The sequence below is a fragment of the Nocardia sp. NPDC056064 genome, from assembly GCF_042266925.1.
Taxonomy (GTDB): Bacteria; Actinomycetota; Actinomycetes; order Mycobacteriales; family Mycobacteriaceae; genus Nocardia.
This window is the reverse complement of sequence record NZ_JBHJWO010000001.1, coordinates 2339482-2355201: the sequence shown is the minus strand read 5'-3', so window position 1 is coordinate 2355201 and position 15720 is coordinate 2339482. Positions and strand designations below refer to the sequence as shown.

Here is a 15720-nt window from a genome sequence, read left to right as displayed (position 1 = left end):
TTCCTCTGCCGCCCCATCCAGCACAACGGCAAATGAGCAGAGCCTAGCCTAACTAAGCCTCAGCTAAGTCCCCGAGCGTCAAGCATCACACCCCCTCACAACGCAACAAACCGGACCGTAAGGTTTGTGACTGGCGCTGGCCGGTTGACAAGCATTGCGCAACAATAGAGTTCGTTCTCGCGGGGTTGGGCTCAAGGGTCAGGGGGGTACGTGGCACAGACGACCGTTTCTGTCGAAGCCAGGGATGACTACTGGGTGATCGCTTTCAGCCGCCGCGACGACCAGCTGCTCGACGCGCTCAAGACGGCGATCCCGCAGCGCTCACGCACCTATGACAGGGCCAATGTCGAATGGCACATCAGGGTCGACGTCACCGCGCTCCTTTCCACCTTCGAGCGGCTCGACGCGCGGGTGGAGCGGCTCGACGAACGAACCGCCGGCGACCACATCGCCGGTGATGCTGCGGACTGGAAGCGGAGGTACGACGCGATGGACACCACTGCCAGGCAGCAGCTTGTCTACATCGAGCAACTCCGGGACGAGATCGAACAACTACGTACCAGCGTCCAGCGACTGCGGCGGGAATCGGCGGAGCGGTTCGATGGGCCCGCCGGCGGTGAGACCTGGGCAGCGCAGCTGTTCGGACACGTCGACACCGGTCGTGCCGAGGCGATGTTCAGGGCGTTGACCAAGGTCTTCCATCCCGACAACATCAAGACCGGTGACACAGTCTTGATGCAGCAACTGAACGACGCTCGTGACAGGTAAGCGCTGGTGGCGAAGCGGCGCCGGTGATCGTGACCGATCGCCCGCGGGCCGTGGAGACGGCCGGGATACCCAGGCGGAACGGTCCTTCTACCTCGAACTGGCGCAGTGGCAGACCGAACAGGATCGACTCGACACACTTGTCGCGGTGGCGCGGAGGGTGTCACGCGGTGGCGGCGGAACGGATTACGGCGTGGTGCTGAAGTCTGGCGAGACGGCGTTGTTCGCCGACACCTGTCGGCTGATCGAGCCGAGGAAGCAGCGGGGTCATTCATCCGGCAGTTCGTCGGGAGTGAGCGTTCGCATCGCCAGAGGTGTCTGGTACCGCACCGGCAGCTACCGGGGTACGTATGTGCCCGGACCCGAGCTGCAGACATCCGTCGACTTCGGCCAGGCGGTGATCACCACTTCCCGGGTGATCTTCACGGGCGGCAAGACCACCAGGGAGTGGCGGTTCGACAAGCTGGTCGTCATTGCCATCGAGGGAGATGCCGTCCTGATCCACGTCGAGAATCGTCAGAAGGTCTCTGGGGTCGTCCTCGGCCGTGGTTCGGCGGAATTTCACGTCTACCTGGACTTGGCGGTGGCCGCAGCCCAGCGTGGCATCGATTCGGTGGCCAGTGAGCTGAAAGCGGCGGCGGACGCGCACATGGCCCGGCAACCGCGACAGTACGGGCGCTACTGATTCATCGACGTCGGCCCGTGCACTGTCGTCATCGCGGGGTCGGCCCGCGTCAGGTGGTTGACTCTGCACAGGCGGCGATGATCTGCCAGCCGTGCGCGTCATCGTGGCGCCAGTTATGGGTATAGCGTATTCCGGCCGCGAATGGCGCTCAGTAGATGCTCCCTTCTGCGGCGCCGAGGAAACCGGGTGACTGGACGAACAACGGCGACACTTGCTCACGTCCAGCCACGAGCGCGCCCGCTAGCCTGTAGCGGCCCCGGTTAATATCTTGGACCTTCCTGCCAGGGACGGCCTGGAGGCGGGCTGAGTGCCCCGAGATTCGATATGGCAGGCGTCCGAAACAAGAAATCCGGTGCGGGACAGCAAATCGCCTCGCACCGGATTCCGTTGTCTAGCGGGTCACTTCAGCTCGGCGGAGGACTTTCCGAGGACGCGGCGGGCCACGATGAGCTGCTGGATCTGCTGGGTGCCTTCGAAGATGTCGAGGATCTTCGAGTCGCGGCCCCACTTCTCCAGGAGCAGGCGCTGGGAGTAGCCGAGGCTGCCCGCCAGTTCGACGGCCTTGAGGGAGACGTCGGTGCCGGTGCGGCCTGCCTTGGCCTTGGACATGGAAGCCTCGAGGGAGTTGGGCTTCTTGTTGTCGGCCATCCAGGCCGCGCGCAGGGCCAGCAGGTAGGCCGATTCGTAGTCGGCTTCCATGCGCAGGAACTCGGCGGCGGCGGCGTGCTGGTTCATGGCGGGGGTGTCGTAGGAGATCTCGACACCGGCGCCGGTGAGGATGGACCGCAGTTCCTCGAGCGCGGCGCGGGCCACACCGATGGCCATGGCGGCCACCAGCGGACGGGTGTTGTCGAAGGTCTGCATGACCCCCGCGAAACCCTTCTCCACGTTGACTTCCGGCGAGCCGAGGATGTTGTCGGCGGGAATCCGGCAGTCCTGCAGCAGCAGCACGGCGGTGTCGGAGGCCTTGATGCCGAGCTTGTGCTCGAGCCGCGCCACCGACAGGCCAGGAGCGTCACGCGGGACGACGAAGGACTTGATCGCCGCGCGGCCCAGGCTCTTGTCGACCGAGGCCCACACCACGATGTGGGTGGCCCGCTCGCCACAGGTGACGAAGATCTTCTCGCCGTTGAGCACCCACTCGTCGCCGTCGAGCACGGCGGTGGTGGTGACGGCGGCGGAGTCGGAACCGAACGACGGCTCGGTGATGGCCATGGCTGCCCACACCTTGCCGAAGCGGGCCAGCTGCTCGTCGGTGGCGACCGCGGCGATGGCCGCGTTGCCCAGACCCTGGTAGGGGATGGTCAGCATCAGGCCGACATCGCCCCAGGAGGTCTCCAGCGCGTTGAGCAGCGCGGACATGTTGCCGCCGTTGGCATTGGCGACCAGGTCGGTGCCGGGCTCGTCACCGCGGCCACCGGCGGCGCCACCGATCTTCTGGGTGCCGGAGTCCGACAGGCCCTCGATCATGGCGGCCATGGTGTCGAGCTCGACCGGGTAGTCGTGCTCGGCGAGGTCGTACTTGCGCGAGATCGGACGGAAGATCTGGGAGGCGACCTGGTGGGCCTGGTTGGCGCTCGCCTTCAGCTTCTTGGGGAGTTCGAGATTGATCATGGGAAGTCTCCTGGAAGATAAGAAACGGGCCGTTACACCAGCACGATGCCCTCGGCGACGCCGATGGCACGAAGGTCGCGGTACCAGCGCTCGACCGGGTGTTCCTTGGTGAAGCCGTGGCCGCCGAGCAGCTGCACGCCGTCCAGACCGATCTGCATGCCCTTGTCGGTGGCCAGCTTGCGCGCCAGCGCCGCCTCGCGGTGGAACGACAGGCCCTGCTCGGCGCGTGACGCACCCCGCAGGGTCACGAGCCGCAGGCCGTCGAGCTCGATGGCCATGTTGGCGACCATGAAGGCCACCGCCTGACGGTGCGAGATCGGCTCGCCGAACGCCTCACGCTCGTTCACGTAGGGGATCACGTAGTCGAGCACGGCCTGCCCGGTGCCGATGGCCAGCGAGGCCCAGCCCAGGCGCGCCAGCTGCACGGCGTCGGTGTACTCGGCGGCGCGGGCGACGGCGTCACCGTCGCCGAGCACGGCGTCGGTGCTCACGGCCACGTTGTCCAGGATCAGCCTGCCCAGGCCCGCGGCGCGCAGACCCATGCTCGGGTCGGCCTCGACCGACAGGCCCGCGGAGTCGGACTCGACGACGAACAGCGCCGGGCGCCCGTCGAGCTCGGCGGCCACGATGAACAGCTCGGCGTCGGCCGCGGCCGGGACCAGGCTCTTCACGCCATTGAGGCGGTAGCCGCTGGGGGAGCGGGTGGCCTTGGTCTGCAGCGCGAACGGGTCGAACAGCGCGCGCGGCTCGGCGATGACCACCGAGGCCTGCGGCACGTTCTCGCCGGTGAAGGCGGGCAGGTAGGTCTTCTGCTGGGCGTCGGTGCCCCACTGCGACAGCGCCACGGCGACACCGCTGGGCGCCAGGATCGGCAGCGCCAGGCCCATGTCACCGTGCGCGAGGGCCTCGGCGACCAGGGAGTTGGTGACCGCGCCACGCTCGGAGGCGGCGCCCTCGAGCTCCTCGGGCACATTGATCAGGGTGATGCCGAGTTCGGCGGCGCGCTCGAGCAGGTCGCGCGGGGCCTTGGCGGCACCGTCGGCCTCGTAGGCGGCCGGGCGCAGGATCTCGCCGGCGAAGTCCTTCACGGTCTCGACGATCATCTGCTGCTCGTCGGACGGGGTGAGGTCGAAGTAGTCCTTGGTCTTGGACTCGTTGTCGGCCAGACGCTGCGGCTTGCCGCCACCGGTGACCTTGGCGAAGGTGCGGGTGGCCGCGCCCAGCGTGCGGAACCCGGTCTTGGTGCCCTCGTAGGTGACTCGCTCGATGGGCTTGCGCAAGTTGTACTTCTCGGCGAGCTCCGACCCGGTAATGGTCGTCAAAGCGCGCATCGCGGTGCCCATCCAGTCCCGCTTGGGCTGGCTGAGGCCGACCGCGGACGTGTCGTTCGGACGTCGCTTGGTCGCGCTGTCTCGAGTGCTCATCATCACCTGATTTCCTCGGCTGTCGGGACACTGGCTGCCCCGCCTATCTTACTCCTCGGTAAGACTATCTTACTCTGGAGTAAGAAATGCAATGATCCCTTGGGAGAATCGCCGGATTCTGTCACGCTGGACTGGTGTCTGTCCTGGTGTCGGCCTTCGCGCTCGTCCTGTTGCTGACCTCCCCGCGCTACGGCTACCACCGCGACGAGCTGTACTTCCTGGCCGCCGGACAGCGCCTGGACTGGGGTTATCCCGATCAGCCACCACTCGTGCCCGCCCTCGCGCGGCTGGCGGCGTCGATCGATCCCGACGCGCTGTGGCTGTTGCGGCTGCCCGCCGTCCTCGCCGCCACCGGCGCGGTGGTGTGCGCCGGGCTGATGGCGGGCGTGCTCGGCGGCGGCCGGGGCGCGCGGATACTGACCGCCGCGGCGGTGGCGAGCGCGGCCCTCGTGCAGGGTGCGGGGCACCTGTTCGGGACGACGATCGTCGAGCTGGCGGTCTGGTCGCTGATCAGCCTGCTGGTACTGAAACTGGTGCGCGGGGCCGACCCGCGATGGTGGCTCGCCGTCGGTGGGGCGGTGGGGGTCGGTGTGCAGAACAAGGTGCTGATCGTCGTGCCGGTCGCCGTGCTCGTCCTGGCCCTTCTGCTGACATCGCAGCGAAAAGTGCTCGTCAACAGGTACTTTCCGATGTCGATCGGGCTCGCGGCGATCCTCACCGCGCCCTACCTGTGGTGGCAGTCGAGCAACGGCTGGCCCCAGTGGACGCTGAGCCGGGCCATCGCCGCCGGTTCCTCGGGTACCTCGGACTCACCGATCATGTTCGTGCTCTTGCAGTTCGGGCTGATCGGTCCGCTGCTGGTGCCGCTGTGGATGTATGGCCTGTGGCGGCTGTGGCGCTCGCCGTACCGGGCCTTCGCTCTCGCCTACGGCCTGCTGGTCGTGGTCTTCCTGGTCGCGGGAGGCAAGGCGTACTACCTCGGCGGGATGTATCCGGTGCTGCTCGCGGCCGGTGTCGTGGGGCTGACGCGGTGGCTCGGCGAGAACCGGAAACGCTGGGCGGCAGCGGGTTCCGTCGTCGCCGTGAACGCGGTGCTGTCCGCCTCGCTGTTCCTGCCGCTGCTGCCGGTCGCGGCCGTCCCGGACTCGCCGATGCTCGCGGTGAACTACGACGCGGGCGAGACCATCGGCTGGCCCCGCTTCGTCGATCAGGTGGCGGCCGCGTACCCGCCCGGCGCGGCGATCCTCACCGCCAACTACGGCGAAGCGGGCGCCATCGAGCACTACGGCGCCGAATACGGCCTGCCCACACCGTATTCGGGCCACAACGCGTACTGGTGGTGGGGCCCACCGCCCGACACCGCGACCACGGTCCTCACCGTCGGCCTCGACCACGACCGGCTCATCGCGTTGTGCGCGAGCGTCGAACCGGCGGGCGTGATCGACAACGGCCTCGGGATCGACAACGACGAACAGGGTGCCCCGCTGTACGTCTGCCGCGAACCCCGCGCCGACCCTGGTCCGAACTGTGGCCCCACCTGCGCACCTTGGGGTGATCCCGGGTCCGGCCTCAGAGCCGGTGGCGCTCCAGGAAGTCGGTCAGGAGCTTCTCCCAGGCGTCCGGCTGCTCCGCCATGACCACGTGCCCGGCGTCGATCTCGGCGTATTCGGCGCCGGGTATCGCGGCGGCGAGCGCGCGGGAGTTGGCGGGGTCGATCAGCAGGTCGGCGGTGGTGGCCACGACGAGGGTCGGCACCGTGATGCCGGGCAGGTCGGCGGTGGTGTCGGCCCGGTCGACCAGGTCCGCCTGCTGCCGGGTGCCGCCGGGAATCGAGGCGCCGATCCCGTCCACGAGTTCGTCGACGGTCTCGCGGGACAGGTCGTCGAGGTAGCGCGGAGAGAAGCCCGTCACCAGGGCCAGGCGCGCGAAATCGGCGCGGTCCTCGCGATCGATCAGGTCCTGCCAGCTCCGCACGATCAGCCGCGCGCGATTGTCCGGTGCGGCGAACCCCGCGGTGAGCAGCAGCCCGGTGACCCGTTCGGGATGACGGGCGGCCGCGCGCACGGCCACCGCGGTGCCGAGGGAGAACCCGGCGATGGTGAAGGTCTCCACGCCCGCCGCGACCGCGGCGGCCACCAGGGCGTCGGCGAGGCCGTCGAGGGTCAGCGGGGTGTCGTCGGCCGGATAGTCGGAGCCGACCACGGTGTGGGTGCGGGCGAGCGCGGGAATCACCGGGCCGAAGTTGGCCTCGATCCCGCCCCCGGCCCCATGGGCGAGGACGAGGCCGGGGCCCGAGCCGTGGACGGTGGTCTGCAAGGGAATCGCTGTCATGTCAGCGAAGTTAGGTATTCACATGGATGGGAAGGTCAAGCCCGGAGCGGGAGATCACATGCTGATCGGTGAACTGGCCCGGCGCACCGGCGTCGCCGCGCGCCTGCTGCGCTACTACGAGGAACAGGGCCTGCTGCGGCCCCACCGCGATCCCAACGGCTATCGCACCTACCCCGAGGACGCGCTGCGCACCGTCGAACGGATCCGCGAACTGCTCGCCGCCGGACTGACCACCGACGACATCGCCGCGCTGCTCCCGTGCGCGCCCGCGGACGGCCCGGTGCAGGCCTGCGAGATGTCGGTGCGGGTGATGGCCGAGCGCACGGCCGAACTGAACCGCCGCATCGAGGTCCTCGACCGGCAGCGCGCCCAGCTGACCGCGCAGCTCGACGCCAGCCTCGCCCACGCCGATCCGTCAGCGAGCCGAGCCGCGGCGGGACCGGCGTAGGTCCCGCCGCGCGACTCACTCGCGCACGTAGAACCGGAGCGTGAGATAGGCCGTCGCCGCCGCGAAGACGATGCCGATCGGCGCGATGGTCAGCGCGACCACCGCGATGTCGTCACCGGTGATGCGCGGGAAGACATTGCTGTCGAAGAGCGGACCCAGCGCCCGGTCGATCACCAGCGGCCGCGCGATCACCAGACCCAGCACCGCCAGCACCGAGCCGACGAACGCCGCCGCCACCGCCTCGAGCAGGAACGGCAGCTGGGTATACCAGCGCGTCGCGCCCACCAGGCGCATGATGCCGACTTCCGTGCGCCGGGTGAACGCGGCGATCTGCACCATGTTCAGCACCAGCAGCATGGCCGCCAGCGCCATCACCAGCGCCAGGCCGAACGCCGCGTTGCGCAGCCCGTCGAACAGGCTCACCAGCCGGTCGACGAACTCCTTGTCGTTGGCCACGATCCGCACGCCCTGGCGCGTCGCGAAACTGTCGTAGATGTGCTGGTACTGGTCGGCGTCGGTCATCTTCACCCGCAGCGAGGCGGGCAGCGGCGAATCGCTGATGTACTGCACCATCTCCGGCTGATCGGCGAAGAGCTTCTTGGCCTCCTCCAGCGCGTCGGCGCGGTTGAGGAACTGCACGCTCTCCACGCCCGAGGTCGACTTCAGGTCGGCCAGCAGCGACTTGCACGGCTCGGCCGCGCAGTCCGGGTCGGTGTCGGAGACGGCGTCGTCGAGATAGAAACGCACCTCGAGCCGGCCGATGAAGAAGTTCTCGGTCTTGTCGGCCATCCGCACCGACAGCATGCCGCCGCCGAGCATCATCAGCGACACCGCGGTGGTCAGGATCATCGCGACGGTCATCGTCAGATTGCGGCGCAGGCCGTCGGCGACCTCGGTGAACAGGAAACTCAGTCGCATTATCGCCCCACCCCGTAGACGCCGGTCGCCTCGTCGCGCACGAGTCTGCCGTGGTCGAGTTCCACCACCCGCCTGCGCATGGCGTCGACGATGTGATTGTCGTGCGTGGCCATCAGCACCGTGGTGCCGATGCGGTTGATCCGTTCCAGCAGCGCCATGATGTCGGCGCTGGTCTCGGGATCGAGATTGCCGGTGGGCTCGTCGGCCAGCAGCACCAGCGGCCGGTTGACGAACGCGCGCGCGATCGCCACCCGCTGCTGCTCACCACCGGACAGCTCCGAGGGCAACCGGTTGCCCTTGCCGCCGAGGCCGACCATGTCGAGCACCTCGGGCACCGTGCGGTCGATGAACTGGCGCCGCTTGCCGATCACCTCCAGCGCGAAGGCCACGTTCTGCTCCACCGTCTTCTGCTGCAGCAGCCGGAAGTCCTGGAACACGCAGCCGATGCGCTGGCGCAGCTTGGGCACCTTGCGGCCCGGCAACCGGTCGACCCGGAAGTCGGCCACCCGGATCTCGCCCGCGGTCGGCGACTCCTCCTTGAGCAGCAGCCGCATGAAAGTCGACTTCCCCGAACCGGACGGACCGATGATGAAGACGAACTCGCCCTTGTCCACGTCGACGGAAACGTTGTCCAGCGCCGGCCGCGTCGAGGTCTTGTACGACTTGGTGACGTTGCGCATGGTGATCACGGGGAGCCAGTGTAGCCAGCGACCGCCCGGTGACCTGGCCGGTGACGGGCACCGGCGGCCTCAGCGCGTCGGATCGACCCAGGCCGGGACGGTGTTGAGCAGGGTCGTCGGTGGAGTGTCGGCCTTCTCGACCGGCTTGACGAGCACATAGACGACGAACGTCGACAGCCACGCGGCCATCAGGATCGCCGTGGACTTACGTGGTTTCACTGATTCCTTCCTTCCGCAGCGCCGCGGCGACCCGTACGCGCAGCTCGCGACCCACTTCGAATTGCTTGCCCGGCAATGTGCGGGCAACCATCCGGATGTTCATCTCGTCGAGGGTGAGACCTTCCACACCCATCACCGACGGCTCGTCGAGCAGCAGCGGCTCGAGCTTGCGGTCCTGATAGGCGGTGGTACACACCTCGTGCAGTACTTCGTTGATCTTGGTGATGTCGGCCTGGGCCGATACCGGCACGTCGATGGCGGCGCGGGCCCAGTCCTTGGACAGGTTCGTCACCTTCACGATCTGGCCGTTGGGGACGGTGATCACCTCGCCGTCGGAATTGCGCAGCGTGGTGATGCGCAAGGTGACGTCCTCGACGGTGCCCTCGGCCGGATCGCCCGAACCGGTGACCGCGATGCTCACCACGTCACCGAAGCCGTACTGACGTTCGGTGATGAGGAAGAACCCGGCCAGGATGTCCTGCACGATGCGCTGGGCGCCGAAACCGAGCGCGGCACCGAGCACCGCCGCCGGCGCGACCAGCCCGGTCACCGCGAAGCCCAGCCTGCGCAGGACCTCGATGCCGACCAGCACGTAGACGATGGTCAGCACCACCCAGGTGATGACCTGGGCCAGGGCGTGCCGGTGCTTGGCCGCTTCGGTGCGGACCAGCGCGTCGCTGGAGTGGAAACCGGAGTCGATCTTGCTGGTCACCCGGTCGCGGATGAACGCGGCGAAGCGCCCGAACAGCATCGCTCCGACGACGAGCAGCACGATCTCGAGCCCGCTGGATCGTAGCCAGGCGGTGATCTCGGGGGCGGTCTCGATCGCGAGGTGGTCGTTCACACGAAAAGGTTACAGGCCGGTCACGGTGCCAGGTCAAACGCGCGGACGCGCACCGCGCCGAGCGAATCGATGGCTACGCGTCGGCCTGATCGCGCATGCGCCAACGGATTCCGGATTCGATGAAGCCGTCGATGTCGCCGTCGAGCACCGCCGTGGGGTTGTTCACCTCATGATTGGTGCGCAGGTCCTTGACCATCTGGTACGGGTGCAACACGTAGGAACGCATCTGGTTGCCCCAGGACGCGCCCTCGTTGGTCTTGAGCGCGTCCATCTGGGCGCGCTCCTCCTGGCGCTTGCGCTCGAGCAGCTTGGCCTGCAGCACGCGCATGGCCGAGATCTTGTTCTGCAGCTGCGACTTCTCGTTCTGGCAGGTCACCACGATGCCGGTGGGGATGTGGGTCAGGCGCACCGCGGAGTCGGTGGTGTTGACCGACTGACCACCCGGACCGGAGGAGCGGTACACGTCCACGCGCACGTCACCGTCGGGGATCTCGATGTGGTCGGTGGTCTCCACCACCGGCAGCACCTCGACCTCGGCGAAGGAGGTCTGGCGGCGGCCCTGGTTGTCGAACGGGCTGATCCGCACCAGGCGGTGGGTGCCCATCTCGACCGAGAGGGTGCCGTAGGCGTAGGGCGACTTCACCGCGAAGGTGGCGCTCTTGATACCCGCCTCCTCGGCGTAGGAGGTGTCGTAGACCTCCACCGAGTACTTGTGCCGCTCGGCCCAGCGGATGTACATGCGCATCAGCATCTGCGCCCAGTCGGCGGCGTCCACGCCACCGGCGCCGGAGCGGATGTTGACCAGCGCGTCCCGCTTGTCGTACTCGCCGGAGAGCAGGGTGCGCACCTCCATCGCCTCGATGTCGATGCGCAGCGTGGCCCGCTCGGCGTCGGCGTCGGCGGTGGCCTCCGCGGCGGCCGCGCCCTCCTCGGCCTCGGCCAGCTCGTAGAGCACCGGCAGGTCTTCGAGGCGCTGACGCAGGTCCTCCACGCGGCGCAGCTCACTCTGCGCGTGCGAGAGCTCGCTGGTCACCTGCTGGGCGTGGTCCTGGTTGTTCCACAGCTCCGGATCGGCGGCCTGATGCTCGAGCTCGTCGATGCGACGGCGCAGCTCCTCGACATCGAGGACCGACTCGACCGTCTTGAGCGTGGTGTCGAGTTCGGCCAGATCGGCGATAACGTCAGGATGCACGATTCCCAAGGTTACCGGTCGCCTCCGACACGGTGAAACACGCGCACCCGCCGCGTCAGCCCGCCACGGCCCGCAGGCCACCGGGCCGCCGCCCGACCAGCCCGTCCAGCGCCGCCGCGCTCGCCGCGTCGGCGGGCAGCAGGACATACAGCGACTGGTCGTCGTCGATGGACAGCTCCAGCGATTCATACGCCAGCCGCAGCTCACCCACCTCGGGATGACTGATCCGGTCGACCCCGCCCGAGGGCGGCAACCCCGGCAGTGTCGCCAGCCGCTCGGTGAACGCGCTACCGGCGGTCACCGTGAGTTCGTCGACCAGCGCGGCCACCACCGGATCGGCCCGGAAAGGCCCCTGCTTCAGCGAGGCCACCAGCTTGTCGGCGGCCGCGTCCCAGTCCGGATACAGCTCCCGCGCGCCGGGATGGGTGAAGACGAATCGCGCCACATTGGCGGGCTCTCCCTGTTCGAACAGCCCACTCGGCGCCATCAGCCTGCGATACCCCTCGGTACACGCGAGCACCTCGGTGAACCGGTTGGTGATCGCGGCGGGCGCGGGCTCGAGCTGCTCGAGAATCGCACGCACCGTGGGCCGGACCGTCCGATTGGGCCCCTGCTCGGCGGCCCCACAACTGAACCCCGACAGCCCTTTGGTCAGTTGATGCAGATGCACCCGCTCCCGGGGACTCAACCGCAGCGTGTCGGCCAGCGCGGAGAGCACCGGCGGCGAGGGATGCCGATCCCGCCCCTGCTCCAGCCGGGTCAGGTACTCGACGCTGACTCCGGCCAGCATCGCCACCTCGGCGCGGCGCAGGCCCGGGGTGCGTCGGCGGGGTCCCCTGGGCAGGCCGACCTCGGCGGGGGAGACCGCTTCGCGGCGGGCCCGCAGGAAGAGGCCGAGTTCGTTGTCGCTCACCTCGTCGACGGTACCGGCGGGGGAGGGGTCGACAGTGGCCGTGCCACTACCACTCTCAGCGTGGTCTCCCTGCGCGGATCGCCCAGCGGGAAAGTGGGTGTCACCGGCCGATCGGGGCCGGAATCGACACAGGAGGACAGCGTGTCCACACAGCCACTGAAGCTCGCGATCGTCATCGGCAGCGTCCGGGAGGGGCGGTTCGGACCCGTGGTCGCGAACTGGTTCGCCCGGCAGGTCGACGAGCGGTTCGAGGTCGACGTGATCGACCTGGCCGAGGTCGAGGTGCCCGCCGCCTTGCCCGCGGTGTCGCCCGCGCTGGACCCCGACCCGGTCCGTCCGGCGGGGATGGCCCGGCTGACCGAGCGTCTGGCGGCCGCGGACGCGTTCGTCGTGGTCACTCCCGACTACAACCGCAGCTATCCCGCGGCTTTGAAGAGTGTCATCGACTGGCACTTCACCCAGTGGGACGCCAAGACCATCGGCTTCGTCGGCTACAGCGGCGCCTCGGGCGGCCTGCTCGCCATCGAGCACCTGCGTCAGGTGTTCAACGAACTCAATGCCCATACCGTGCGCAACTACGTCTCGTTTCCGCGGTACTACCTGCTCTTCGACGAGGAAGGCCGGCTTCGCGAACCCGCCGATTTCGAGGCTGCCGCGCGGGCGATGCTCGATCAGTTGCACTGGTGGGCAAGCGCTCTGGTCGCGGCGAGGTCGGCCGTGGCGGCCTGACGCGCGCGATCGTGCTGGGCAGGGAGCCGCGACCACGCCAGCGCGGACCCGCCGAATACACTGCCCGCGTGGCTGCCTACACCGCTGACCTGGACCTCGCCCTGCGCCTGGCCGACGAAGCCGACGCGATCTCGAAGGTGCGCTTCGGCGCCGTGGACCTGAAGGTCGACGCCAAACCGGATCTCACGCCCGTCTCGGATGCCGACCTGGCGGTGGAGCAGGTCATCCGGCGGGTGCTCGGCGCGGAACGTCCGGGCGACGCGGTGCTCGGCGAGGAGTTCGGCGGTGACGCCGAGTTCAGCGGCAGGCAGTGGGTGGTCGACCCGATCGACGGCACCAAGAACTTCGTGCGCGGCGTCCCGGTGTGGGCGAGCCTGATCGCGCTGCTCGAGGACGGCGTCCCGGTGGTCGGCGTGGTGAGCGCGCCCGCGCTGGGCAGGCGCTGGTGGGCGGCGGCCGGATCGGGGGCCTGGGTACAGGTCCATCCGGGGGCGCCCACCCCGCTGTCGGTCTCGGCCGTGGCTGATCTCGGCGACGCGAGCCTGGCGTTCTCCAGCCTGTCCGGCTGGCGTGAACGTGGCCTGCGGGAGAAGTTCGTCGACCTCACCGACGCGGTCTGGCGGGTGCGCGGCTACGGCGATTTCTTCAACTACTGCCTGGTCGCCGAGGGCGCGGTGGACATCGCCGCCGAGCCGGAGGTCTCCCTGTGGGACCTGGCCGCCCTCGACATCCTGGTCCGCGAGGCGGGTGGCACGTTCACCTCCCTGGACGGACGGCCCGGCCCGCACGGTGGCGACGCCGTGGCGAGCAACGGCCTGCTCCAGGCCGAGGTCCTGGACCGTTTGCGCGGCTGAATCCGAGTTGTCCACCTGTGGACAACTTCCGGTCGGAGCCGTGATCCGGGCCCTCGGCTGGGCTGCGAGCCGGCCGCTCGCTCGTAGGATGGCCCGGTGAGCAATTCCGGCGCCACAGCCCCCGACATCGACGACTTCCCGCCCGAGGATTTCCCGCCCGACGACGCCTACGCGTCCGCCGGCGGCTACGTCTCCGAGCACGACTTCGACGACACCGGCGGCTTCCACTTCGACGATCTCGCCCCGGCCGGCCCGGCCAGGACGGCGGCTCCCGGACGCCCGGAGACCGCCGAGGAAGTGCTGCGCCGGGTCTTCGGCTACGACAGCTTCCGCGGTGACCAGGCCGCCATCGTCGAGCAGGTCGTGGGCGGCGGTGACGCGCTGGTCCTCATGCCGACCGGCGGCGGTAAATCGCTGTGCTACCAGGTGCCCTCGCTGGTCCGCCCCGGTGTCGGTGTCGTCGTCTCACCGCTGATCGCGCTCATGCAGGACCAGGTCGACGCCCTGAGCGCGCTGGGCGTGCGGGCCGGGTTCCTCAACTCCACCCAGTCGCCGGATCAGCGCCGCACGGTCGAGGCGCAGTTCGTCGCCGGTGACCTCGACCTGCTCTACCTCGCGCCCGAACGGCTGCGCCTGGAATCCACGCTGCGGCTGCTCGACCGTGGCACCGTGGCGCTGTTCGCCATCGACGAGGCGCACTGCGTCTCCCAGTGGGGCCACGATTTCCGGCCCGACTATCTGGCGCTGTCGCTGCTGCACGAGCGCTGGCCCGATGTCCCGCGCATCGCGCTCACCGCGACCGCCACCGAGAAGACGGCCGCCGAGATCGTCGAGCGACTCGATCTCGGCGCCGCGAAGCAGTTCGTCGCCAGCTTCGACCGGCCCAATATCCAGTACCGGATCGAGAGCAAGAACCGCCCCGACCGCCAGCTGCTCGAGTTCATCCGCGCCGAGCACGCCGGTGACGCGGGCATCGTCTACTGCCTCTCGCGCAATTCGGTGGAGAAGACCGCGGCCATGCTCACCGAGAACGGCGTGCGGGCGGTGCCCTATCACGCGGGCCTGGACAATCGCACCCGCGCGGAGAACCAGGCCCGGTTCCTGCGTGAGGACGGCCTGGTCGTGGTGGCCACCATCGCCTTCGGTATGGGCATCGACAAACCCGACGTGCGCTTCGTCGCCCATCTCGACCTGCCCAAATCCGTCGAGGGCTACTACCAGGAGACCGGCCGCGCGGGCCGCGACGGTTTGCCGTCCACCGCGTGGATGGTCTACGGCCTGGCCGATGTCGTGCAGCAGCGCAAGATGATCGACTCCAGCGAGGGCGACGCCGCGCACCGGCGCCAGCTGCAACTGCACCTCGACGCCATGCTCGCGCTGTGCGAGACGGTGGGCTGCCGCCGCATCCAGCTGCTCAACTATTTCGGCCAGCCCGGCAGCGCGTGTGGCAACTGCGATGTCTGCCTGAACCCGCCGCAGACCTGGGACGGCACCGTCCCCGCGCAGAAGATGCTCTCCACCGTGCTGCGGCTCAAGCGCGAACGCGGCCAGGCCTTCGGCGCGGGTCATCTCATCGACATCCTGCTCGGCAAGTCCAATCCGAAGATCACCCAGCACCGGCACAACGAACTGTCGGTCTTCGGCATCGGCACCGATCTGCGCGACACCGAATGGCGCGGCGTGGTCCGTCAGCTGCTGGCCGGTGGCCTGCTCGCCGTGCAGGGCGAGTACGGCGTGCTCGCGCTCACCGACGCGAGCAACGAGGTGCTCTTCGAGGGCAAGCAGGTGCCGATGCGCCGCGAACCCGAGCGCGCCGCCAAGCCCGCGCGGGCCCCCAAGACGGCCAAGGCCGCCGTCGACCTGCCCGCCGCCGACGTCCCGCTGTTCGAGCGGTTGCGCGCCTGGCGCGCGGCCACCGCCAAGGAACAGGGCGTGCCCGCCTACGTGGTGTTCCACGACGCCACCCTGCGCGAGATCGCGGCCCGCAAGCCCGCCGATCTCGCCGCGCTCGGCACCGTCGCCGGGGTCGGTGAGAACAAACTGGCCCGCTACGGCGAGGGGGTGCTGGCCACGCTGCACGAGGAATAGCCCGTCCATCGGCGCC

General features: G+C 68.8%; 16 protein-coding genes. 7 read left to right on the top strand and 9 right to left on the bottom strand.

Annotated features, from left to right (window positions below):
- Positions 1–210: 210 nt before the first annotated feature.
- A complete protein-coding gene (locus ACFC06_RS10800) occupies positions 211–768 on the top strand; it encodes a hypothetical protein (protein ID WP_375929554.1) in 558 nt (185 codons plus the stop codon).
- Positions 758–1450, top strand: a complete 693-nt coding sequence (locus ACFC06_RS10795) for a hypothetical protein (RefSeq protein WP_375929553.1) — start codon at positions 758–760, stop codon at positions 1448–1450. Before ACFC06_RS10800 ends, ACFC06_RS10795 begins: the two co-directional genes overlap by 11 nt.
- Before the next feature lie 399 nt (positions 1451–1849).
- On the opposite strand, the gene ACFC06_RS10790 is transcribed toward ACFC06_RS10795, so the two are convergent.
- Both ACFC06_RS10790 and ACFC06_RS10785 read right to left on the bottom strand, forming a co-directional pair.
- Positions 1850–3064: an acyl-CoA dehydrogenase family protein gene (locus ACFC06_RS10790; protein WP_375929552.1), complete on the bottom strand. Its 1215-nt coding sequence runs from the start codon at positions 3062–3064 to the stop codon at positions 1850–1852.
- A 32-nt stretch (positions 3065–3096) separates the two neighbouring features.
- Entirely contained in the window at positions 3097–4491 is a 1395-nt protein-coding gene (locus tag ACFC06_RS10785) for an acyl-CoA dehydrogenase family protein (protein ID WP_375929551.1), read from the bottom strand.
- A 131-nt stretch (positions 4492–4622) separates the two neighbouring features.
- On the opposite strand from ACFC06_RS10785, the gene ACFC06_RS10780 reads away from it, so the two are divergent.
- Positions 4623–6125, top strand: a complete 1503-nt coding sequence (locus ACFC06_RS10780) for a glycosyltransferase family 39 protein (protein WP_375929550.1) — start codon at positions 4623–4625, stop codon at positions 6123–6125.
- On the opposite strand, the gene ACFC06_RS10775 is transcribed toward ACFC06_RS10780, so the two are convergent.
- Complete coding sequence (locus ACFC06_RS10775; RefSeq protein WP_375929549.1) at positions 6058–6819, bottom strand: alpha/beta fold hydrolase; 762 nt, start codon at positions 6817–6819, stop codon at positions 6058–6060. The two genes, ACFC06_RS10780 and ACFC06_RS10775, sit on opposite strands and share 68 nt — an antisense overlap.
- A 22-nt stretch (positions 6820–6841) precedes the next feature.
- Here ACFC06_RS10775 and ACFC06_RS10770 point away from each other — a divergent pair, with 22 nt between their 5' ends.
- Entirely contained in the window at positions 6842–7267 is a 426-nt protein-coding gene (locus tag ACFC06_RS10770) for a MerR family transcriptional regulator (RefSeq protein WP_375929548.1), read from the top strand.
- 15 nt (positions 7268–7282) lie between these two features.
- On the opposite strand, the gene ftsX is transcribed toward ACFC06_RS10770, so the two are convergent.
- The 6 genes from ftsX to ACFC06_RS10740 form a co-directional block, all read right to left on the bottom strand.
- Entirely contained in the window at positions 7283–8185 is a 903-nt protein-coding gene (ftsX, locus tag ACFC06_RS10765) for a permease-like cell division protein FtsX (protein ID WP_375929547.1), read from the bottom strand.
- On the bottom strand, positions 8185–8874 hold the full coding sequence (gene ftsE / locus ACFC06_RS10760) for a cell division ATP-binding protein FtsE (protein ID WP_375929546.1): 690 nt from the start codon (positions 8872–8874) through the stop codon (positions 8185–8187). Before ftsE ends, ftsX begins: the two co-directional genes overlap by 1 nt.
- Before the next feature lie 60 nt (positions 8875–8934).
- Positions 8935–9084 (bottom strand): hypothetical protein, encoded by a 150-nt coding sequence (locus ACFC06_RS10755; protein ID WP_375929545.1) that lies wholly within the window; start codon positions 9082–9084, stop codon positions 8935–8937.
- Positions 9071–9928: a mechanosensitive ion channel family protein gene (locus tag ACFC06_RS10750; protein ID WP_375929544.1), complete on the bottom strand. Its 858-nt coding sequence runs from the start codon at positions 9926–9928 to the stop codon at positions 9071–9073. The genes ACFC06_RS10755 and ACFC06_RS10750 overlap by 14 nt, the downstream gene beginning before the upstream one ends.
- Before the next feature lie 73 nt (positions 9929–10001).
- A complete protein-coding gene (gene prfB / locus ACFC06_RS10745; RefSeq protein ID WP_375929543.1) occupies positions 10002–11120 on the bottom strand; it encodes a peptide chain release factor 2 in 1119 nt (372 codons plus the stop codon).
- Positions 11121–11175: 55 nt separating this feature from the next.
- Entirely contained in the window at positions 11176–12033 is an 858-nt protein-coding gene (locus tag ACFC06_RS10740) for a helix-turn-helix transcriptional regulator (RefSeq protein ID WP_375929542.1), read from the bottom strand.
- 141 nt (positions 12034–12174) lie between these two features.
- Here ACFC06_RS10740 and ACFC06_RS10735 point away from each other — a divergent pair, with 141 nt between their 5' ends.
- The 3 genes from ACFC06_RS10735 (at position 12175) to recQ (ending at position 15704) form a co-directional block, all read left to right on the top strand.
- Positions 12175–12762 carry an NADPH-dependent FMN reductase gene (locus ACFC06_RS10735; RefSeq protein ID WP_375929541.1) on the top strand — a complete coding sequence of 196 codons (588 nt, stop codon included), beginning with the start codon at positions 12175–12177 and terminating at the stop codon, positions 12760–12762.
- Positions 12763–12830: 68 nt separating this feature from the next.
- Positions 12831–13616 (top strand): histidinol-phosphatase, encoded by a 786-nt coding sequence (gene hisN, locus ACFC06_RS10730; RefSeq protein ID WP_375929540.1) that lies wholly within the window; start codon positions 12831–12833, stop codon positions 13614–13616.
- 96 nt (positions 13617–13712) lie between these two features.
- The gene (gene recQ / locus ACFC06_RS10725) at positions 13713–15704 is read left to right on the top strand and encodes a DNA helicase RecQ (protein ID WP_375929539.1); all 1992 of its coding nucleotides are present in this window, start codon (positions 13713–13715) and stop codon (positions 15702–15704) included.
- Positions 15705–15720 lie beyond the last annotated feature (16 nt).

Coding starts and splice junctions, on each gene's coding strand:
- ftsX (WP_375929547.1), bottom strand. CDS start 8,185: ATGCGACTGAGTTTCCTGTTCACCGAGGTCGCCGACGGCCTGCGCCGC.
- ACFC06_RS10790 (WP_375929552.1), bottom strand. CDS start 3,064: ATGATCAATCTCGAACTCCCCAAGAAGCTGAAGGCGAGCGCCAACCAG.
- ACFC06_RS10770 (WP_375929548.1), top strand. CDS start 6,842: ATGGATGGGAAGGTCAAGCCCGGAGCGGGAGATCACATGCTGATCGGT.
- ACFC06_RS10785 (WP_375929551.1), bottom strand. CDS start 4,491: ATGATGAGCACTCGAGACAGCGCGACCAAGCGACGTCCGAACGACACG.
- ACFC06_RS10775 (WP_375929549.1), bottom strand. CDS start 6,819: ATGACAGCGATTCCCTTGCAGACCACCGTCCACGGCTCGGGCCCCGGC.